The organism is Streptomyces sp. NPDC003038, from assembly GCF_040611115.1.
In the GTDB taxonomy this organism is placed as follows: Bacteria; Actinomycetota; Actinomycetes; order Streptomycetales; family Streptomycetaceae; genus Streptomyces.
Map to the genome: position 1 here is coordinate 169764 of NZ_JBEXNN010000013.1, position 19429 is coordinate 189192.

Genomic DNA, 19429 nt, shown 5'->3' on the forward strand with positions numbered 1-19429 from the left:
GTTTCTGAGGAGATCCTTCCGTGAACTGGACGCTCGAAGTCATCCCGGTCCCCGTCACCGACATGGACCGGGCCAAGGAGTTCTACGCCGACAAGGCCGGCTTCACGGTGGACCTGGACGACGAGGTCGCCCCGGCATGCGCATCATCCAGCTGACCCCGCCCGGCTCGCGGTGTTCGATCGCGATGCTGGAGGGGATGCCCCCGGCGCCCGACATGAAGGTGATGGCCCCGGGAACGCTGCAGGGCCTCCAGCTCTGCGTCACGGACATCGAGGCGGCCCGCGAGGAGCTCGTCGGCCGGGGCGTGGACGTCTCGCCGATCCGCCACGTCGGCGAGACGGGCTGGGAGGACGGCAAGGGCGACACCTGGAACTCGTTCATGTCGTTCGAGGACCCGGACGGCAACGGCTGGGTGGTCCAGGAGGCCCCGTCGGAGCTGTCGGAACGCTGACCGGTAGCGGACCCGCGCCGACGGCCGGCCCTCGGCGCGGGTCCGCGAAGGCGGCCGGCGGATCACCGTCCCGCCTCCGTCCGCGCCAGCTCCACCCCCGTCCGGTAGAGCTCCATCAGCAGCGATCGCAGCCCGGCCCCGGCCGGGGTGAGCCGGTAGCGGGTGCGGACGGGGAAGCCCGCGAGCCGCTCCCGGACGGCCAGGCCGCGCCGCTCCAGGGCCCGCAGCCGCTCGGTCAGCACCTTGGGGCTGATCTCCGGCAGCCGCGCCTCCAGGTCACCGAAGGAGAGCGGCCCCTGCATCAGCTCCCGCAGCACCAGCGTGGTCCAGCGGCCGGCCACCGCCGCGAGCGCCAGCTCGACCGGGCAGTCTGGCTCGGGCCGCCGGGTCCGGCCGCCGGGGTCCGGGACCAGCTCGGCGTCCCAGCCACCGGCGGTGGCCCCGCTGCTTTCCGGCCCGCTGCCGTGGCTTTCCGTTTGGTGAGCCATTGCGCCGTCGGTTTCGCTGCCGCCATGAACATCGAACGGGATCATGTGCCCACTGTTTCCCTGACCACCGACCCGGAGCAACACCCGGCCGCCTTCGCCGCCGCCTTCAACACCGGCGATCCGGCCGCCGTGCGGCAGATGTACGAGCCGGACGCCGTCTTCGTCCCGCGGCCCGGCGCCCCCGTGACGGGCGCCTCGCTGGCCTCGGCCACGCTGGACTTCCTCGCGCTCGGCCTGCCGATCGAGGTGCGCCCCCGGCACACCTACACGGCCGGCGATCTCGCGCTGCTGATCGTCGACTGGACCATCGACGGCGTGGGACCCGACGGCGCCCCGGTCCGCCTGGAGGGGACCGCCACCGATGTGGCCCGGCGCGGAGCGGACGGACTGTGGCGGTACGTCATCGACAATCCGTTTGGGGCCGCCGCCGGATGACCCTCAGGGGGTCGGGCCGAGGGGGGCCCGCGGTGTGCAGGGCGATTCGGGCCGTTCGGCGAGCGTGGTGATGAGGGTCCCGGTCATGCCCGCAGGCCAGGCGCGCCCTTCCGCGGCCTCAACCGCTTTACACGGGGCCTCTCCGCCTTACACGGGGGATTGCAGGCAGAGGTGCCAGCGTCCCGACCAGCCGGTCAGGGTGACGGTCGACAGGGGCCGGACGTCGACGTTCCAGTAGGTCAGCGGAGGCGCTTTCAGCGCGTACACCAGGGCCGCCCGGACCACCGAGGGCTCCGCCACCGCCACGATGGCGACCCCGTCACCGGCGGGCCGGGTGTCCAGCCAGCCGCCGATCCGGGAGATGAAGGCGAGGAGCGACTCACCACCGTGCGGGGCCGCCCTCGGATCGGTCAGCCAGAGGTCCACCGCCCCGGGCTCGCGGGCGGTCACCTCGGCCAGGGTCTGCCCCCGCCAGCGGCCCATGTCGCACTCGCGCAGCGCGGGCTGCGCGAGGGGCGCGTATCCGAGGGCCTGGCCGGTGGCCCGGCTGCGCGGGGTCGGCGAGCAGTAGCGCAGCTCGGCGGCGCCCAGCGGTACGAGCCCCCGCGCGGCGCACTCCACCGCCCGCCAGCCGGTCCCGTCCAGCGGGCGGTCGTCGTCGAAGCGCTCGGCGAGCAGCGAGGAACTGCGGGCTGCGGCGACGAGCGAGACCCGAACATGCATGCGGCGATGGTGAGCCGCGCACCGCACGGGGTCAAGCGTCTGGACCGAGACCGCTCGCCACGGCGTCGCCGGGGGCGCCCTGCGGGCCGCGCAGGCCGCCCCGCAGCCGCTGGACCGCCTCCACGAGTTCGGCGGGGCCCGACACCCCGGCGAAGCTCAGCCGGACGTACGGACCCGGGGGCTCGGCGCAGAAGTACGGACGTCCGGGCGCGACCGCCACCCCGGCGCGCAGGGCCGCCGCCGCGAAGGCGACGTCATCGCCCCCGAAGGCGGGCCGCGCCCACAACTGGTAGCCGCCGGAGGGCAGATGCGGTACCGCCAGTCCGGGCAGTTCCCGCCGCAGGGCCCCGGCCAGCACCTCCCGCCGGTGGCGCAACTCGGAGGCCACGGTCCGCAGGTGGCGCGGCCAGGCGGGCGCGCCGACCAGCTCCAGGGCGGCTTCCTGGAGCGGGCGCGGCACGAAGAAGCTGTCCACGACCTGGATGGCCCGCAGCCGGTCCACCACCGGACCGCGGGCGGCCAGCGCCCCCACGCGCAGGCTGGGCGAGGTGGCCTTGGTCAGGGACCGGACGTGCACGACCACCCCGTCGGCGTCCTCGGCCGCCAGCGTCGCCGGCAGCGGCCCGGAGTCCTCGTGGGCCAGGGCGCGGGCGTAGTCGTCCTCGACCACGAACGCCCCGGCGGCCCGCGCGATCCGCAGCACCTCGGCCCGCCGCCCGGGCGCCAGCACCGCACCGGTCGGGTTCTGGAACAGCGGCTGGCATACGAAGACCCGCGCGCCGGTCGCTTCGAAGGCGGCGGCCAGCAGTTCCGGCCGGACCCCGTCGGCGTCCACGGGGACGGGCACGGGCCGGCACCCGGAGGCGCGGGCGATGGCCAGCAGGCCGGGGTAGGTCGGGGACTCCACCAGGATCGGCGCCCCGGGCGGGGCGAGCGCCCGCAGAGCGGTGGCCAGCGCGCTCTGCCCGCCCGCGGTGACCAGCACATCAGCGGCGCCGACCGCGCCGCCGATCTCCCGGGCGAACCAGTCGCGCAGCTCGGGCAGCCCCTCCACGGGCGGCCTCCCCCAGGCCCCGGGCCGCCGCCCGGCCCTGGCCAGCGCGGCCGCCATGGCCCGTTCGGGCTGCAAAGAGGGGTGGAGGTAGCCGCCGTTGAGCCCGATCACCCCGGGCGGGGGCGTGGCGAGCGAGTTCAGCACTCCCGAGGCGTCGACGGAACGCGGCACGATCTCGCCCGCCCCCTCCGCGCTGAGGGCGACCTCCTGCCAGGAGGTGTCCCCGGGCCCGGGGGCCTCCGTACGCGGCCGGGCGCGGAAGACACCCGCGCCGGGGCGGGTGACCACCAGGCCTTCCGCGGCGAGCAGGGCGAGGGCCCGGGAGACGGTGACGGGGCTGACCCGGTAGCGCTCGACCAGGGCCCGGCTGGACGGGAGCTTTCCACCTACCGAGTAGCGGTTCAGTTCTGCTCTCAGGGATTCTGCGAGCTCTGCCACACTGCTACGCTCATACATGACAGCACAGAATAGCGCTACTCTCTCCAACCCGATAGCGGTCAAGGGCACCGCGAGCCGAGGTACGGTCCTCGCCTCGCTCGGCGTCATCGCCTTCTCGCTGACCTTCCCCTCCACCGTCTGGGGCCTGGAGAGCTTCGGCCCCTGGTCCCTCGTGGCCCTGCGCAGCGTCCTCGCGGCTGTCATCGCCGGGGCGTTCCTGCTGGCCTTGCGGATCGCGCCGCCCGCCCGCGAGCACTGGGCGGGCCTCGCGGTCGTCGCCGCCGGGGTGGTCGTCGGCTTCCCGCTCCTCACCACCCTCGCGCTGCAGACCTCCACCTCCTCGCACGCCGCCGTCGTCGTCGGCCTGCTCCCCCTCACCACGGCCGCGCTCTCCGCGCTGCGCACCGGGGCCCGCCCTTCGCGGCGCTTCTGGGCCGCGGCCCTCGCCGGCGCCGCGGTGGTCATCACCTTCACCGTGAGCCAGAGCGGCGGCAGCCTGTCGGCCGGTGACGGCTACCTCTTCGCCGCCCTGCTGGTGTGCGCCGCCGGGTACACCGAGGGCGCGCGCCTCGCGCGCACCCTGCCCGGCTGGCAGGTGATCGGCTGGGCGCTCGTGTTGTGCCTGCCGCTGAGCCTGGCCGGCTCGGCGCTGGGGCTCGCGTACGAGCCGGTGCACCTCACCGGCCACGGGCTGGCCGGTCTCCTCTGGGCCGCGGCCGGCTCGACCTTCCTGGGCCTGTACGTCTGGTACCGCGGCATGGCCGAGATCGGCGCCCCGCGGGCCAGCCAGCTCCAGCTCGCCCAGCCGCTGCTGACCCTGTTCTGGTCGGTGGCGCTGCTGGGCGAGCACCTCTCGCCCGCCGCTCCGGTGGCCGCCTGCGCCGTCCTCGTATGCATCGCCGTGACTCAACGGGTCAAATAGGGCCGGAACAACCTAAACTGCAAGGGCCGGATCGGACCGCCACCGAGGAGGTCAGTTATGCGCGCGACCGAGGGCGACCAGCTGGTGCAGCACGGCAGGATCGTCGGACAGCACGACAAGGTGGGCGAGATCACCCAGGTGCTGGGCGAGAACGGAACCCCCCCGTACCGGGTCCGTTTCCAGGATGGACACGAAGCTCTGATGGCGCCCGGACCGGACTGCGTGGTCCGCCACCCCGAGCCTCCCGAGGAATGACTCAGCGCGGGGGCGCCGCCGAGCCGTAGTGGTCGGCGACGACCCTCGCCATCGCCCCGTTGGGGTCCGCGGCCACCTGCTTCGCGGAGAAGTAGGCATGGCCGCGGACCTCCGGGTACTGGCGGGCGGACCGCACGTGCCGCGACAGCTCGGCCGGATCACGCCAGGCCGCGACGGGGCTGTTCGCGTCGCAGCGGTACAGCGCCTCCCCCACGTACAGCTCGACGCCCGTGCCCGCGACGGTCCGCGCCCACCAGGGGACGATGGCGGCGTAGTCGGCGGTCGGGTGGCCGATGTGCCAGTACGCCTGCGGCACGATGTAGTCGATCCAGCCCTCGGTGACCCACTTGCGGGTGTCCGCGTACAGGTCGTCGTAGGTCGCGACGCCCGCCCGCGTCGGTGACCCGAGGGGGTCCCGGTCGTTGTTGCGCCAGACGGCGAACGGGCTGACGCCGAACCGCGCGGCCGGCCGGACCTCCCGCAGCCGCGCGGACATCTCGCGGACCAGGGTGTCGGTGTTGTGGCGGCGCCAGTCGGCCCGGGAGTCGAAGGCCGCGCCGTGGCGCTCGTAGGCGTCGTCGTCGTCGAACTCCTGCCCCTCGACCGGGTAGGGGTAGAAGTAGTCGTCCCAGTGCACCGCGTCCACGGGGTAGCGGGCGACGGCGTCGAGCATCGCCTCCTGGACGAAGCGGCGTACTTCGGGCAGGCCGGGGTTGTAGTAGAGCTTGCCGCCGTACGGAACCACCCAGCCGGGATTGCGCCGGGCCGGATGGCCGGCCGCGAGCCGCTGGGGGTCGGTGTGGTTGGCCACCCGGTACGGGTTGAACCAGGCGTGCAGTTCCAGTCCCCGGGCGTGCGCTTCGGCGACGGCCGTGCCCAGCGGGTCCCAGCCGGGATCGCGGCCCTGCACCCCGGTCAGCCACTGCGACCACGGCTCCAGCCGGGACGGCCACATCGCGTCGGCCGTCGGCCGGACCTGGAGGATCACCACGTTCAGGCGGCGCTCGACGGCCGTGTCGAGGAGGGCGATCAGCTCGGCCCGCTGCTCCCCGGCGGGCAGCCCGGTCCGGGAGGGCCAGTCCACATTCCCCACGGAGGCGATCCACATCCCGCGGAAGTCCGCCGTCAGCGCGTGGTGCCCAGGGACGGACCGAGGCTCGGCCCGAGGCCCCGGCCGGAGGGCGGACCGGGACTCGTCTTCGCGTCCGGCCCGGAGTCCGGCCCGACGGGCGGCCGCGCTCGCCGGGCCCGGCTGGCCCGCCGCGGCCGCGGTCAGCGCCGCCGCGGCTCCCGCCAGCAGGCTCCGGCGTCCGATGTACCCCATGTGACGACTCCGTTCCATTGCGTGACATCACTCTCCGTGCGCCCAGCATGCCCGCCCCGGCCCCTCACCGGGGTCAAGGTCGGGGGTAACGTCGGGGGGCGTGGCGGGCGCCGGAATGCAGTGACCACTGACAAGTACGGGGGACCCGCGATGGATGAGCAGCGAAAGGCACGATGTGACGGACCTCTCTACCCTCCCGACCGACATTGCACGCGTCGGCGTAGTGGGCTGCGGCCAGATGGGCGCGGGCATCGCGGAGGTGTGCGCCCGCAGCGGTCTTGAGGTGAAGGTCGCCGAGACCACCGGGGAGGCCCTGGAGATCGGGCGTACCCGGCTGCACAACTCCCTGATGAAAGCCGCCGAACGCGGCAAGATCAGCGAGGAGGAGCGGGACGCCACCCTGGCCCGCCTCACCTTCACCACCGACCTCGGCGAGTTCGCCGACCGCGACCTCGTCATCGAGGCGGTCGTCGAGAACGAGCAGGTCAAGACGGAGATCTTCCAGGTCCTCGACCAGGTGATCACCCGCCCGGACGCGATCCTCGCCTCCAACACCTCCTCGATTCCGCTGGTCAAGCTGGCCGTCGCGACCTCGCGGCCCGACCAGGTCATCGGCATCCACTTCTTCAACCCGGCCCCGGTGCAGCAGCTCGTCGAGCTGATCCCGGCGCTGACCACGGGTGACGAGACGGTGAAGCGCGCCGAGGCCCTGGTGCGGGACGTGCTGGGCAAGCACGCCATCCGCGCCCAGGACCGTTCCGGCTTCGTGGTGAACGCGCTCCTCATCCCGTACCTGCTGTCCGCGATCCGGATGTTCGAGTCGGGCATCGCGAGCCGCGAGGACATCGACAACGGCATGGAGCTGGGCTGCGCCCACCCGATGGGCCCGCTGAAGCTGGCGGACCTGATCGGCCTGGACACGGTGGCCTCGGTGGCCGACTCGATGTACGCGGAGTACAAGGAGCCGCTGTACGCGGCTCCCCCGCTGCTCCAGCGGATGGTCGACGCGGGCCGCCTCGGCCGCAAGACCGGCTCGGGCTTCTACCCGTACGGCTAATAGCTAGCCGAGCCGCAGGTGATGCAGCAGCAGGAGCCCGGCCGCCATGTTGGCGGCCGGGATCTCTCCGCGGGCGATCATGTCCGGCACGAGTGAGAGCGGGACCCACGCGCGGTGCGACGACTCGAAGTCGTCCTCGGGGTGGCCGATGTAGGTCGCCCCGTCCGCCCAGTACAGGTGGTGGCGCGCGTCGGTCAGTCCGTTGGACGGCTCGACGGTCATCAGATGGCGCAGCGGGCCGGGCCGCCAGCCCGACTCCTCCTTCATCTCCCTCGCGGCCGCCGCCTCGACGGACTCGCCGTCCTCGACCACCCCGGCGGGCAGTTCCCACCCCCAGCTGTCGGTGATGAAGCGGTGCCGCCACAACAGGAGCACCTCATCGGCCTCGTTGACGGCGGTGGCGACGGCGACCGGACGCAGCCGGATCACGAAGTGGTCCAGGTGCCGGCCGTCGGGGAGCTCCACATCGGCGAGATTCACATCGAACCAGCGGTTCTTGTACACAGTCTGCTCACTCAGATTCATCCACTGCACGGTTGCGCCACCTTCCGATCGGATTGGTGGCAACATGGGAGCAGTTGAAGCCGTCAGAGGGGAACGCGCAGCGCCCCGTCGATGAGCTGAGCGGTCTCCTCCGCGCCCGAACAACCGCTGGTCAGCAGCTGTTCTCGGACCGCCCTGAGCCGGTCACGCAACCGCAGCGACTCCATCCCCTTGGCCCGCTCGGCCATTTCGGCCGCGGCCGCGACGGCCCGGTCCGCCTCCCCCTGTCGCAGCTGGACCTCGCAGAGCATCGCCAGCCGGTGCACCCGGCCGCGGTCGTGCGCGGGGGTGCCGACGGCGGCGGCGGCCTGCTCGTGGGCGGCGTCGAGGTCCCCCATGCTGAGCAGCGCCTCGGCCACCTGGACGTTGACCAGCCCCGGCTGCACGTAGCCCGTCTCGTCCGGCTCGGTGCCCGGCCGGATCCGCTCGGCGGCCGCTTCGGCATGGCGGATGCAGGCCAAGGCGGCGCGCGTGTCGCCGAGTTGGGCGTACGCCTTCGCCTGCATGGCGTACAGGTCGGCGGCCAGCGCCGGGGTGGTGTGCCGGCCCGCGGCGCGCAGCGCGGCCTCGGCGAAGGCCACGGCCTGGCGGTAATCCCGCAGGTGCAGCGACTGGTTCACGATCAGGGCGATCACGTACGCGCCGAGCCCGCGGTCCCCACTGGCCTTGGCCAGCCGCAGCGCCTGGTGGAAATAGCGCTGGGCCAGCCCGTGCGCGTCCGAGTCGTACGCGCAGATCCCCGCCACCGCCACCAGGGATCCGGTGGCCCGGTGCAACTGGCGGCCGAGCCCGTCCGGGTAGCTGCCGCGCAGCATCGGCGCGGTCTCGCTGCCCAGGAAGCGGACGATCCGGGCCCGGGTGGCCACCCCGCCGGCCCGGCGGTACATCAGCTCGTAGTGCGCCCGCGCCGCCCGCAGGATCTCGATGTGCTCGGGCCCGATCCGGTTCGGCCCCTCGCGCGAGACGTCGGCGTCCTCGGGCGGGTTCTCCCACTCCCAGACCGGGATGACGGCAGGTGTACCCGTGACGGCCTCGGCGCTGAGCAGCTGGGGCCGGCCCTGCTCGTCGGAACGCCACAGGGCGGCCGCCCGGTCCACGAATCCGCTGAGCGGGGAGGCGTGCGGGGACGCCGGCCCGCCCGGCACGCCGAGCCCGATGTCGTCCAGCCCGACGGGCCGCCTCAGCCGGCCACCGATCACCTCGCAGATCAGGTCGGGAACCTGGCCCCGGGGCCGCTGGCCCTTCAGCCACCGGGCAACGGCCGTGTGTTCGTAGCGCAGGGCGAGTCCGCGGGTCCGGCCCGCCTGGTTGACGTGTGCGGCGAGTCCGGCGTGGGACATGCCCGCCTCGGCAAGGAGGGCGTCGAGCAGGACATTGGGCTGCTGCATGGGCCCCTCCAAGGGCTCTTCGGACTCAGGCTAACGGGTGCGCGGTTCACACGGGGTGTGAACCCAGTACGCGCATAAATGCGCCGCGCACTCTGCCGCGCGGCCCCCCGAGGGCGCTTCACTTAAGGGCCTCGCCAAGAGGTAGCCCGGGTCGTCGGCTCCCCCTCGTACAGTGCGACGACCCGTCACCGCGCCGCCCGTTCTGCTGTCTGCCCGACACTCCATGGCAGGCGGGCGGCGCGCTCCGGTTCCGCCGGCACCCGGTTGGTCGCCGGGCCCGGCAGGGGCCGAGCCGAACGCGCGCCGGGCCACCCACCGGGTCCGGCGCGCGGTTCGGCTCCACCGCGCCGGTCAGGCGCGGTCGTTGCGGAGCACCAGCAGGGCGACGTCGTCGGCGAGCCGCCCGCCCGTGTGCCGGAGCAACGCGGCGTGCACGCCCGCGACCAGCCGCGCGGGCGTGACCACCGGCTCCTGGGCGAGGACGCGCCGGAGCGGGAAGAACCGCCCGTCCGCGTCCCGGGCGTCCTCGGCCCCGTCGGTGTGCAGGAACAGCGTCTCCCCGGGCCGTAGTTCCCCGCACGGTTCTGCTCGCACCCGCGCGGATACGGGCACCACCCCGAGCGGCGGCAGGGTCTCCCCGCCGGTGAGCAGCTGTACGTCAGGCAGTTGTACGCCGGGCCGCTGTACATCGGGCCGATGCGCGGCGCCGTCCCCTCCCCGCCCCTTCCCGAAACCGGGCTCCGCGCGGACCCTCCCCCGGGCCCGGTCCGCGGCAGCCCCCGGCCCGGGCGCCCGCGGGGCCGGGTTCGTACCGCTCGGCGGGCCGGAGCGCGCGCAGCGCACTGCCAGGCCCGCCGGCGAGGGAGGTGCGGGGTCCGGGGTGGCGGCGCCCCGGCCGCGCGCAGCCCAGGGCCCCGGCTCGGGTTCCCGTTCCGGTTCCGGCTCCGGCTCCGGCTCCGGCTCAGGCTCCGGTTCCGCTGAGGTTGCCGCCGGGCGGAGGAGGTACGGCCACGGGTGGCCGCAGTTCAGGGCCAGCAGGGCTCCGTCCGGCGCGATCTGGAGGAGCAGCACCGTCACGAACTCCTCCGCCACGGGAGACTCCGGTTCGACCGGGCAGGCCGACGGGTGCTCGGTGCGCGCGCGGTCGCGCACGTGGCGGCCCAGTGCCCGTTCCATCCGGCGCAGGACGCCCCCGAGGGACACCTCGTCGTACGCCGCCTCGCGGAACGCGCCCAGCACCGCCGCCGCCGCGCCCAGCGCCGGCAGTCCGTGACCCCGTACGTCCCCGATGACCACCCGCACCCCGTGCGCCGTCGGCACGGCCTCGTACAGGTCCCCGCCCACCGCCGCGCCCCGGCTCGCCGACAGTTGCGCCGCGGCCGACGTCAGGCCGTCGATCCGCCCGGGCAGCGGCCTCAGCAGCGCCCGCTGCGCCGCGCCGGCGATCTCCTGCGAGCGCCGAAGCTCGGCCACCAGCCGGCGCCGGACGTGCAGGGCGCAGCCGGTGGCCAGCAGCAGGAAGGCCGCGCAGGTGGCCAGGCTCGGCGCCAGCCGGCCGGGGGTGGACAGCTCCCAGGACACCGCGGCGCCGCCCCAGGCGGCGACACACACCCGGCGCACCCGGGGCATCTCCGCGCGCGCGGCCAGGGAGCGGGTGCCTTCGGCACCGGGCCCGGCTCGCGCCGTCCGGTGCCGCGCATCGCCGCGCCGCGTTCGCTTCGCTCGCTCCGCCTCCACCCCTCTTCGGAGCCTCGGGAGGCTGAGCTCTCGTCGGTCGCCGATGCTCCGCATGGACTCCCTCCTCGGCCGCAACGATTGTGTCGACCACTCGGTGCCCCGGACACGGGTCGGCTGCCTTCTCACCCGAATGAGTGAGGGGCGCATCCGGTGCTCCGGATACGCCCCTCAACAGGCCCTACGCCACGGCGGCTACGCGCCGCGCAGCACCGCCCCGGTCCGCTCGCCCGCCAGCGCCACCGCCGCGTCACGTGCGGCCGTGGACTCCTCGGCGGTCAGCGTGCGGTCGGCCGCGCGGAAGCGCAGCGCGTACGCCAGGGACTTCTTGCCCTCGCCGACCTGCTCACCGGTGAACACGTCGAACAGCCGCAGCGATTCGAGGAGTTCGCCCGCTCCCTCACGCAGGGCGGCTTCCACCGACGACGCCGGGACCGAGGCGTCCACGATCAGCGCGACGTCCTGGGTCGCCACCGGGAAGGTGGAGATCCTGGGCGCCCGGGGGGCCTCGCCGCCGGCCGCCGCGAGGCGGTCCAGGTCGAGTTCCATCGCGCTGGTGCGGGCGGGCAGGCCCATCGCCTTGACCACGCGCGGGTGCAGCTCACCGGCGTGGCCGATGACCTGCTCGACCCCGTCGACGGTGACGACGAGCTCGGCGCAGCGGCCCGGGTGCCAGGGGCCGTACTGGCCCTGGCGGACGACGAGCTCGGTGCCCGCCTCGACGGCCAGGGAACGGGCGGCCTGGACCGCGTCCGCCCAGTCGGCCGGGCGGCCCTTGCCCCACCAGCCGGCCTGTTCGCGGGCGCCGGCCAGCACGACCGCGGCATACCGCGGCTGTGCGGGCAGGGCCGCGTCCAGGGTGGCGATCTCCTCGTCCGTGGGACGCCGGTGGACGGGCAGCCGTACGGCGACACCCGGCTGCTCGGCGGCCCGGAAGACCGAACCGGTCTCGAAGAGGGCCAGGTCGTGGCTGCCCCGGCTGTCGTTGCGGCGCAGCGCGCCGAGCAGACCCGGCAGCAGCGTGGTGCGCAGCGCCGGCTCCTCCTCGGAGATCGGGTTGACCAGCTTGACGACCTGGCGGGCCGCGTCGTGCGCGGGGAGCTGGAGCTGGTCGAAGACCTGCTCGCCCAGGAAGGGGTAGTTCAGCGCTTCGACGTAGCCCGCGCCCGCGAGCGCGCGGCCGACCCGGCGGTGCAGCTGCTGCCGGGGGGTGAGGCCGCGGCCGGACGGCACCGGCGGAAGGGTCGACGGGAGGTTCCCGTATCCCTCCAGCCGGATGACCTCTTCGGCGAGGTCGTTCGGCTCGGCGAGGTCGGGACGCCACGACGGGACGGTGACGACGAGCTCGTCCTGGCCGTAGACATCGCAGCCGACCTCCTGGAGGCGGCGCACGACGGTCTCGCGGCCGTACTCCATGCCCGCGACCCGGTCCGGGTGGTCCGCGCTCATCGCGATGGTGCGCGGGGCGCCCGGAGCGGCGAACTCGGTGACGCCGGCCTCGGCGGTGCCGCCCGCGAGCAGCACGAGCAGGTCGACGGTCCGCTGCGCGGCCGCGGCGGCGGCCTGCGGGTCGACGCCCCGCTCGAAGCGCTTGGAGGCCTCGGAGGAGAGCTTCAGGCGGCGGGCGGTGCGCGAGATCGACACGGAGTCGAAGTGCGCGGCCTCGATGACGACGTCCCTGGTCCCGGTGACGGCGCCCGTCTGCGGGTCGGTGACGGAGTCGGCGATCTCGGTGTTCGCGCCGCCCATGACACCGGCGAGGCCGATCGGCCCGCTGTTGTCGGTGATCACCAGGTCTTCGGCGTCGAGCGTGCGCTTGACTCCGTCGAGGGTGGTGAACTTCTCGCCCTGCTCGGCGCGGCGGACGCCGATGGCGCCGTCGATGCGCGAGCGGTCGTAGGCGTGCAGCGGCTGGCCCAGCTCCAGCATCACGTAGTTCGTGACGTCGACCGCGAGCGAGATCGGGCGCATGCCCGCCTTCTGCAGGCGGCGCGTGAGCCAGATCGGGGAGCGCGCGTCGGGGTCGAGGCCGGTCACCGTACGGGCGGTGAAGCGGTCGCAGCCGGCCGGGTCCTCGACCTTGACCGGGTAGCCGTACGAGTTCGGCGCGGGCACGTCGAGCAGCGCCGGGTCGCGCAGCGGCAGGCCGTAGGCGGTCGCCGCCTCACGGGCGACGCCACGCATGGACATGCAGTAGCCGCGGTCCGGGGTGATGTCGATGTCCAGGACCTCGTCGACGAGCTGGAGCAGCTCGATCGCGTCGGTGCCGACCTCGTACTCGTGCGGCAGCACGATGATGCCGTGCGTGCCGTCGTCGCCCATGCCCAGCTCGTCGCCCGAGCAGATCATGCCGTGCGAGGTCCGGCCGTACGTCTTGCGCGAGGCGATCGCGAAGTCGCCGGGCAGTACCGCGCCGGGGAGGACCACGACGACCTTGTCGCCGACGGCGAAGTTCCGGGCGCCGCAGACGATTTCCTGCGGCTCGCCGGTGCCGTTGGCCTGGCCGACGTCGACGGTGCAGAAACGGATCGGCTTGCGGAAGCCCTCGAGCTCCTCGATCGTCAGCACCTTGCCGACGACCAGGGGGCCCTTGAGCCCGCCGCCGAGCTGCTCGACGGTCTCGACCTCGAGGCCGGCGTCGACGAGCTTGGCCGCCACGTCACGACCGGTCTCGCCCGCGGGCAGGTCGACGTACTCCCGCAGCCAAGAAAGCGGGACCCGCATCAGATCTCCATCCCGAACGGCCGGGTGAAACGAACGTCACCCTCGACCATGTCTCGCATGTCTTCGACGTTGTGGCGGAACATCAGCATCCGTTCGATGCCGAACCCGAAGGCGAATCCGCTGTACTTCTCGGGGTCCACACCGCAGGCGATGAGCACCTTCGGGTTGACCATGCCGCAGCCGCCCAGCTCGATCCAGCCCTCGCTGGAGCAGGTACGGCACGGGCGGTCGGGGTTGCCCACCGACGCGCCGCGGCACACGTAGCACTGCATGTCCATCTCGGCGGACGGCTCGGTGAAGGGGAAGAAGTGCGGGCGCAGGCGCGTGGTCGTGCCCTCGCCGAAGAGCTCCTGGACCATGTGGTCCATGGTGCCCTTGAGGTCCGCCATGGTCAGGCCCTCGTCGACGGCGAGCAGCTCGACCTGGTGGAAGACCGGCGTGTGCGTCGCGTCGAGCTCGTCGGTGCGGTACACCCGGCCCGGGCAGACGATGTAGACGGGGGGCTTGCGCTCCAGCAGCGAACGCGCCTGCACCGGGGAGGTGTGGGTGCGCAGCACGACACCGGACTCGTCGCCCTCGGTGCCCGCGGGCCCCTGGACGAAGAAGGTGTCCTGCATCTGGCGCGCCGGGTGGTCGGGCGTGAAGTTGAGGGCGTCGAAGTTGAACCACTCCGCCTCGACCTCGGGCCCCTCGGCGACCTCGTACCCCATGGCCACGAAGATGTCCGCGATGCGGTCCATCAGCGTGGTCAGCGGGTGGCGGGCGCCGGCGGGGACGCGGTCGTACGGCAGCGTGACGTCCACCGCCTCCTCGACCAGCACCCGCTCGTCGCGCTCCGCTTCGAGCTCGGCCGTGCGGGTCCCGAAGGCCTTGTTCACGGCGCCGCGGGCCTGGCCCACGCGCTTGCCCGCCTCCGCCTTGGCCTGGGGCGGCAGGGCTCCGATCTCGCGGTTGGCGAGCGCCAGGGGCGAGCGGTCGCCCATGTGCGCGGTCTTCGCCTCGCGCAGTGCGTCGAGGTCACCGGCGGACGCGAAGGCGGCGAGCGCCTCGTCCCGCATGCGCTCGATCTCATCCGGTTTCAGTGCCTCGACCTCGACAGGGTCGTACGACTTGTTCGGTGCCGACATCTCTTCCCGTACTTCCGATGGCTGGCTGGTGGTCCCCGACGACTCGATCGACCTGATCGGACAAGGACAAGGACACAAAGGTGCCAAAGGACGAGTCTAAAGGTCGCTGGGGGTGGAGGGGCCCGTGGGCCGCCTGGCGGGACGCTCCGCAGGGCTACTGCGTGAGATAGGCCGGGGCGGCGACGGGCAGGATAAATCGGAACTCGGCGCCCCCGCCGGGGCCCCGGCCGACGGTGATGGTGCCGCCGTGGGCTTCCACGATGCCCTTGACGATGTACAGGCCCAGGCCGGTGCCGCCGCGTTTGCTCCCCCGCCAGAAGCGGGTGAAGACGCGGCCCATCGACTCCTCGGGGATTCCGGGGCCTTCGTCGGACACGGTGACGGCGGTTCCCTTCTCGTGCGGCGATACGTCGATGGTGACCGTTCCGTCACCGTGGCGCACCGCATTTTCAAGGAGGTTGCCGAGGATCTGATCGATCTTGTCCGGATCGGCCCACAGGTCGGGGAGCGGGCGGCTGACCCGTACGAGGAACCGCTCGGGGGCCTGGCCGTTCGCGATGAGGGCCTGGACGTGGCGGCCCACGGCGGTGGCGATGTCGATCGGCTGACGGCGCACCTCCAGCCGCCCGGAGTCGATGCGGGAGATGTCGAGGAGTTCGGCGATCAGGCGGGTGACGCGGTTGGCGTCGGCGTCGACGGTCTCCAGCATCAGCCGCTTCTGATCGTCGGTGAACCGCTCCCACTTGGCGAGCAGGGTCGCGGTGAACCCCTTGACGGAGGTCAGCGGGGAACGCAGCTCGTGCGCGACGGTGGCGATCAGCTCGGCGTGGCTGCGCTCGGTGCGGCGGCGGGCCTCGGTGCCGCGCAGGGTGACGACGAGGCGGCGCAGCGGCCCGGTCGGGTGGGTGCGGACGTACCGGGCGGAGACCAGCACCTCGCGGCCGCCGGGGAGCAGCAGATTGCGCTCGGGCTGGCCGCGGCGGGTGGCCAGGCCCCCGTACGGGTCGGTCAGCGCCCACCAGCGGCGGCCTTCCAGGTCCTCCAGGGGCAGCGCCCGGTCGATGCTGGCGCCGAGGGCCAGCGCCGGGTCGGTGGCGGTCATCCGGGCCGCGGCGCGGTTGAAGCAGATGACGCGCCCGGTGGCGTCGGCGACGACCAGGCCGTCGGGCAGGTCGTCGGGATCCACCCCGCACGCGGTCCCCTCGCCGGGGGCGGCGGCCGTCGGCCCGGGGGAGGCATCGGAATTCCGCGCCGCGGGCGGGGCTTGCCGCGGTACGGCCTGCTGCTGTACGGCCTGCTGCTGTACGGCGTCCCGCGCGGCCCCGGCGGCGCCGCGCCGGGCGGGACCACCGGGTTCGGGGGCGTCCCGGAACCGCTCCTGGGCCGCGTCAGCGGCTCCCGCGGCCCCCGGTGAGCTGTTCGTACCGACGGTCATGTCCCCGTACCCCACATCTCCGAGTAGCGCAGTGGGCCCCCGGGCCGCCACATTACTAGCTGGGGGTCACGGAGCGGCACCCTCCGGGCGCCCGCTGTGCACGCGCGGACGCGTACAGGCACACCGCGGCGGCCGTGGCGAGGTTCAGGCTCTCCGCCTTGCCGTGGATCGGGACCCGCACGACCGCGTCCGCCAGTGCCCGCGTCTCCTCCGGCAGGCCCCACGCCTCATTGCCGAAGACCCAGGCGGAGGGGCCGCCCATGGTGCCCGCGTCCAGCTCGGCGTCCAGGTCGTCCTCGCCCGCCCCGTCGGCGGCGAGGATCCGTACGCCGGCCGCCCGCAGTCCCTCGACGGCCTGCTCCACCGGGACGCCGACGGCGACCGGGAGGTGGAAGAGGGAGCCCACGGAGGCCCGTACCGACTTGGGGTTGTAGAGATCCACGGAGGCGTCCGTGAGGACCACGGCGTCCGCACCGGCGGCGTCCGCGCAGCGCAGCACCGTACCGGCGTTGCCGGGGTCGCGGACGTGCGCGAGGACGGCGACCAGCCTGGGTCCTGCCGTGAGGATCTCCTCGAAGGGCGAGTCCAGGAAGTGGCAGACGCCGACGAGGCCCTGTGGGGTGACGGTCTGGGAGACCTCGGCGAGTACCTCGTCCGAGGCGTAGTGCACCCGGGCACCGGAGGCCAGCGCGGCGTCGATGATCTCGGCGTAGCGCTCGGCGGCCTCGACGGTCGCGAACAGCTCGATCAGGGTCGCTCCGGCGGCGCCGCGGTGCAGGGCCGCCTCACGGACCGCCTGCGGCCCCTCGGCGATGAAGCGGCGCTCCTTGGTGCGGAAGTTGCGCCGCGCCAGTCGCCTGGCGGCGGCCACCCGCGGGGATCGGGGGGAGATCAGCTCGGCGGGGGTACCCATGGTCTCAGCGGTTCTCTCTCGGGGTGTGCGGGGCGAAAGCACACGGACCCGCAGGCGCGGGGCCTGCGGGTCCGTGGGGGCCGGTCCTGCTCGCGCGGGGCCGGCAGAGCCTTACGCGGCGGCCTTCGGGGCGTTGACGTCGGCCGGAAGGGCCTTCTGCGCAACCTCGACGAGCGCGGCGAACGCGTTGGCGTCGTTGACGGCCAGCTCCGCGAGGATCTTGCGGTCCACCTCGATGTTGGCGGCCTTGAGACCCTGGATGAGGCGGTTGTACGTCATGCCGTTCTGGCGGGCAGCGGCGTTGATGCGCTGGATCCACAGCTGACGGAAGTCGCCCTTGCGCTTCTTGCGGTCGTTGAAGTTGTAGACCAGCGAGTGGGTGACCTGCTCCTTGGCCTTGCGGTACAGGCGCGAACGCTGACCGCGGTAGCCGGAGGCCGCCTCGAGGATCGCCCGGCGCTTCTTGTGGGCGTTTACTGCCCGCTTGACGCGTGCCACTTTTTAACTCCTTGTAGCGGGGCCGTGGTTGTCTTCACACGGCCCGAATTCGATGGGGTCCCGGTCTTGACGTCCCGCTCCCGGAAGGAGCGGAGGACGTCACTTGCCGAGAAGCTTCTTGATCTTCTTGGCGTCGCCCGGGGCCATCTCGGCGGTGCCGCTGAGGCGGCGCGTCAGCGTCGACGGCTTGTGCTCGAGCAGGTGGCGCTTGCCGGCACGCTCGCGGAGCACCTTGCCGGAGCCGGTGATCTTGAAGCGCTTCTTGGAACCGCTGTGCGTCTTGTTCTTCGGCATAGCGCCGTATCTCCTCGTCGGTGGCGCTCCCACCGGTCCTGTCGGGGACCGGCTCGCGGGAGCGTCATGTTGTATCGGTGATCCAGGACGGGCTGCCCGGAATCAGGCCTCGGTGTCCGCCTCGGCGGCGGGAGCCTCGTCGGAGGCAACCTCGGCGGCCTCGGTGCCCTCCACCTCGACGGCGGCGTCCTCGGAAGGAGCCTCGTCGTCCGTGAGGGACACACCCTGGCGCTCGGCCTTGCGGGCGGCCTGCGCCTCGCGGGCTTCGGCCATCGCCTCGGTCTTCTTCTTGTGCGGACCGAGAACCATGATCATGTTTCGGCCGTCCTGCTTCGGGTTCGACTCGATGAACCCGAGGTCCTCGACGTCCGAAGCGAGACGCTGCAGCAGTCGGTAGCCGAGTTCCGGCCGGGACTGCTCGCGACCACGGAACATGATCGTGATCTTGACCTTGTCGCCCTGCTTGAGGAACCGAACGACGTGACCCTTCTTGGTGTCATAGTCGTGCGGGTCGATCTTCGGCCGGAGCTTCATTTCCTTGATGACCGTGTGCGCCTGGTTCTTGCGCGCCTCACGGGCCTTCATGGCCGACTCGTACTTGAACTTGCCGTAGTCCATGAGCTTGCAGACCGGCGGGCGTGCGGACGCCGCGACCTCGACCAGGTCGAGGTCGTACTCCTGCGCGAGCTCAAGCGCCTTGGCAAGCGGCACGATGCCGACCTGCTCGCCGCTGGGACCGACAAGCCGTACCTCGGGAACGCGAATCCGGTCGTTGATGCGGGGCTCGGTGCTGATGGATCCTCCTCGGTAGCACCACACGACTGTCTGGCAGACAGCCGCTGACGTGTATTTCCGTCAGACCTACCGCGGCGGAACATCAAAAAAGCCCCGCCGGGCACAGGCAGGGGCTCCAAAACAACCGGAGCACCGCCGCATGCGAACCGCGGGGCGCAAACTCGGGCAGCTTTCCATCGTCCGTACGGAACGATGGATACCGCCTGACCGGTGACCCGCCGCCCCGGAGGGTGGTCGGGTGGGAGATCGGAGCCTCCACTTGTGGGCCGGGCACACAGGTGTCCGGCCGGTCGATGTACATACTAGCACCCGCGTTGCAAGCACGCCGCACGGCATATCGTGGGACGCATGACTGACGCGACACCCCCCGCCAACGACGCCGCCCCCGACTACGACGCCATGACCCGCGACATCGCGGACGTCCCCGCCGTCGAGGTGATCACCACGGTGGCCGTGCACCTGCTGAGCGCCGCGGCGGTCAACCTGGGCCTGGACAAGCCGGACTCCGAGTACAAGGACCTGGACGAGGCCCGCAAGCTGATCACGGCCCTCGCCGGCCTGGTCACCGCGAGCGCCACCGAGATCAGCTCCTTCCACGCCGCCCCACTGCGGGACGGCCTGAAGTCGCTCCAGCTGGCCTTCCGCGAAGCCTCCATAGTGCCGGACGAGCCGGGCCAGGGGCCGGGCGAGAAGTTCACGGGTCCCGTCTTCGGCTGATCGCGTCCAATGCGGCGTCCGGCCGTCGGCCGTTCGGCCTTTCGGTGTGCGGCATGAGGCATCGGGCATCCCGCAGAAAAAATGGGGGCGCGGCTCCTGGGGAGTCCCAGGAGC

General features: G+C 72.9%; 19 protein-coding genes and 1 pseudogene. 6 read left to right on the forward strand and 14 right to left on the reverse strand.

The features are described 5' to 3' along the window. The first annotated feature begins 20 nt into the window (after positions 1–20). A pseudogene (locus ABZX75_RS18810) lies at positions 21–451 on the forward strand (VOC family protein). A gap of 62 nt (positions 452–513) precedes the next feature. Here ABZX75_RS18810 and ABZX75_RS18815 read toward each other — a convergent pair. Beyond that, a complete protein-coding gene (locus ABZX75_RS18815) occupies positions 514–939 on the reverse strand; it encodes a helix-turn-helix domain-containing protein (RefSeq protein WP_355411776.1) in 426 nt (141 codons plus the stop codon). A gap of 24 nt (positions 940–963) precedes the next feature. Between ABZX75_RS18815 and ABZX75_RS18820 the strand changes: the two genes are divergently transcribed. Then, a complete protein-coding gene (locus ABZX75_RS18820; RefSeq protein WP_355411778.1) occupies positions 964–1374 on the forward strand; it encodes a DUF4440 domain-containing protein in 411 nt (136 codons plus the stop codon). Between the two features lie 147 nt (positions 1375–1521). Here ABZX75_RS18820 and ABZX75_RS18825 read toward each other — a convergent pair whose 3' ends face one another. Together ABZX75_RS18825 and ABZX75_RS18830 are read right to left on the reverse strand one after the other, a co-directional pair. Next, positions 1522–2097, reverse strand: coding sequence for a histidine phosphatase family protein (locus ABZX75_RS18825; protein ID WP_355411780.1), 576 nt, complete (start codon positions 2095–2097; stop codon positions 1522–1524). 31 nt (positions 2098–2128) lie between these two features. After that, positions 2129–3607, reverse strand: a complete 1479-nt coding sequence (locus tag ABZX75_RS18830) for a PLP-dependent aminotransferase family protein (protein ID WP_355411782.1) — start codon at positions 3605–3607, stop codon at positions 2129–2131. Here ABZX75_RS18830 and ABZX75_RS18835 point away from each other — a divergent pair. Both ABZX75_RS18835 and ABZX75_RS18840 read left to right on the forward strand, forming a co-directional pair. Beyond that, positions 3606–4511, forward strand: coding sequence for a DMT family transporter (locus ABZX75_RS18835; protein ID WP_355411784.1), 906 nt, complete (start codon positions 3606–3608; stop codon positions 4509–4511). The genes ABZX75_RS18830 and ABZX75_RS18835 overlap by 2 nt on opposite strands. A gap of 57 nt (positions 4512–4568) precedes the next feature. Next, complete coding sequence (locus ABZX75_RS18840) at positions 4569–4766, forward strand: DUF1918 domain-containing protein (protein WP_355411786.1); 198 nt, start codon at positions 4569–4571, stop codon at positions 4764–4766. Between the two features lies 1 nt (position 4767). Here ABZX75_RS18840 and ABZX75_RS18845 read toward each other — a convergent pair whose 3' ends face one another. After that, positions 4768–6090: a family 10 glycosylhydrolase gene (locus tag ABZX75_RS18845; protein WP_355411788.1), complete on the reverse strand. Its 1323-nt coding sequence runs from the start codon at positions 6088–6090 to the stop codon at positions 4768–4770. A 154-nt stretch (positions 6091–6244) separates the two neighbouring features. Between ABZX75_RS18845 and ABZX75_RS18850 the strand changes: the two genes are divergently transcribed. Further along, positions 6245–7147 (forward strand): 3-hydroxybutyryl-CoA dehydrogenase, encoded by a 903-nt coding sequence (locus ABZX75_RS18850; protein ID WP_355411791.1) that lies wholly within the window; start codon positions 6245–6247, stop codon positions 7145–7147. Positions 7148–7150: 3 nt separating this feature from the next. Here the strand turns inward: ABZX75_RS18850 and ABZX75_RS18855 are convergent, their stop codons facing one another. From ABZX75_RS18855 to infC, 10 genes are all read right to left on the reverse strand, one after another. Then, complete coding sequence (locus tag ABZX75_RS18855; RefSeq protein ID WP_355411793.1) at positions 7151–7681, reverse strand: NUDIX hydrolase; 531 nt, start codon at positions 7679–7681, stop codon at positions 7151–7153. Positions 7682–7734: 53 nt separating this feature from the next. Then, positions 7735–9078 (reverse strand): transcriptional regulator, encoded by a 1344-nt coding sequence (locus tag ABZX75_RS18860; protein WP_355411795.1) that lies wholly within the window; start codon positions 9076–9078, stop codon positions 7735–7737. Positions 9079–9429: 351 nt separating this feature from the next. Further along, a complete protein-coding gene (locus tag ABZX75_RS18865) occupies positions 9430–10617 on the reverse strand; it encodes a SpoIIE family protein phosphatase (RefSeq protein WP_355411831.1) in 1188 nt (395 codons plus the stop codon). A 390-nt stretch (positions 10618–11007) separates the two neighbouring features. Continuing rightward, a complete protein-coding gene (pheT, locus tag ABZX75_RS18870) occupies positions 11008–13536 on the reverse strand; it encodes a phenylalanine--tRNA ligase subunit beta (protein ID WP_355411797.1) in 2529 nt (842 codons plus the stop codon). Continuing rightward, positions 13536–14663, reverse strand: coding sequence for a phenylalanine--tRNA ligase subunit alpha (gene pheS / locus ABZX75_RS18875; protein ID WP_355411799.1), 1128 nt, complete (start codon positions 14661–14663; stop codon positions 13536–13538). Before pheS ends, pheT begins: the two co-directional genes overlap by 1 nt. A 154-nt stretch (positions 14664–14817) precedes the next feature. Then, positions 14818–16098 (reverse strand): PAS domain-containing sensor histidine kinase, encoded by a 1281-nt coding sequence (locus tag ABZX75_RS18880; protein WP_355411801.1) that lies wholly within the window; start codon positions 16096–16098, stop codon positions 14818–14820. A gap of 55 nt (positions 16099–16153) precedes the next feature. Beyond that, the gene (locus ABZX75_RS18885) at positions 16154–17011 is read right to left on the reverse strand and encodes an RNA methyltransferase (protein ID WP_355411803.1); all 858 of its coding nucleotides are present in this window, start codon (positions 17009–17011) and stop codon (positions 16154–16156) included. Between the two features lie 111 nt (positions 17012–17122). Then, positions 17123–17509 (reverse strand): 50S ribosomal protein L20, encoded by a 387-nt coding sequence (gene rplT / locus ABZX75_RS18890; RefSeq protein WP_007263143.1) that lies wholly within the window; start codon positions 17507–17509, stop codon positions 17123–17125. Between the two features lie 99 nt (positions 17510–17608). After that, positions 17609–17803 carry a 50S ribosomal protein L35 gene (gene rpmI, locus ABZX75_RS18895; RefSeq protein ID WP_355411805.1) on the reverse strand — a complete coding sequence of 65 codons (195 nt, stop codon included), beginning with the start codon at positions 17801–17803 and terminating at the stop codon, positions 17609–17611. 102 nt (positions 17804–17905) lie between these two features. Then, a complete protein-coding gene (gene infC / locus ABZX75_RS18900; protein WP_355411809.1) occupies positions 17906–18622 on the reverse strand; it encodes a translation initiation factor IF-3 in 717 nt (238 codons plus the stop codon). Between the two features lie 324 nt (positions 18623–18946). On the opposite strand from infC, the gene ABZX75_RS18905 reads away from it, so the two are divergent. Then, positions 18947–19315, forward strand: a complete 369-nt coding sequence (locus ABZX75_RS18905; protein WP_355411811.1) for a DUF1844 domain-containing protein — start codon at positions 18947–18949, stop codon at positions 19313–19315. Positions 19316–19429 lie beyond the last annotated feature (114 nt).

Coding starts and splice junctions, on each gene's coding strand:
- ABZX75_RS18840 (WP_355411786.1), top strand. CDS start 4,569: ATGCGCGCGACCGAGGGCGACCAGCTGGTGCAGCACGGCAGGATCGTC.
- ABZX75_RS18880 (WP_355411801.1), bottom strand. CDS start 16,098: ATGACCGTCGGTACGAACAGCTCACCGGGGGCCGCGGGAGCCGCTGAC.
- ABZX75_RS18815 (WP_355411776.1), bottom strand. CDS start 939: ATGGCTCACCAAACGGAAAGCCACGGCAGCGGGCCGGAAAGCAGCGGG.
- ABZX75_RS18825 (WP_355411780.1), bottom strand. CDS start 2,097: ATGCATGTTCGGGTCTCGCTCGTCGCCGCAGCCCGCAGTTCCTCGCTG.
- ABZX75_RS18835 (WP_355411784.1), top strand. CDS start 3,606: ATGACAGCACAGAATAGCGCTACTCTCTCCAACCCGATAGCGGTCAAG.
- ABZX75_RS18905 (WP_355411811.1), top strand. CDS start 18,947: ATGACTGACGCGACACCCCCCGCCAACGACGCCGCCCCCGACTACGAC.
- rpmI (WP_355411805.1), bottom strand. CDS start 17,803: ATGCCGAAGAACAAGACGCACAGCGGTTCCAAGAAGCGCTTCAAGATC.
- ABZX75_RS18820 (WP_355411778.1), top strand. CDS start 964: ATGAACATCGAACGGGATCATGTGCCCACTGTTTCCCTGACCACCGAC.
- pheS (WP_355411799.1), bottom strand. CDS start 14,663: ATGTCGGCACCGAACAAGTCGTACGACCCTGTCGAGGTCGAGGCACTG.
- ABZX75_RS18850 (WP_355411791.1), top strand. CDS start 6,245: ATGAGCAGCGAAAGGCACGATGTGACGGACCTCTCTACCCTCCCGACC.
- ABZX75_RS18885 (WP_355411803.1), bottom strand. CDS start 17,011: ATGGGTACCCCCGCCGAGCTGATCTCCCCCCGATCCCCGCGGGTGGCC.
- ABZX75_RS18845 (WP_355411788.1), bottom strand. CDS start 6,090: ATGGGGTACATCGGACGCCGGAGCCTGCTGGCGGGAGCCGCGGCGGCG.
- pheT (WP_355411797.1), bottom strand. CDS start 13,536: ATGCGGGTCCCGCTTTCTTGGCTGCGGGAGTACGTCGACCTGCCCGCG.
- ABZX75_RS18860 (WP_355411795.1), bottom strand. CDS start 9,078: ATGCAGCAGCCCAATGTCCTGCTCGACGCCCTCCTTGCCGAGGCGGGC.
- ABZX75_RS18830 (WP_355411782.1), bottom strand. CDS start 3,607: ATGTATGAGCGTAGCAGTGTGGCAGAGCTCGCAGAATCCCTGAGAGCA.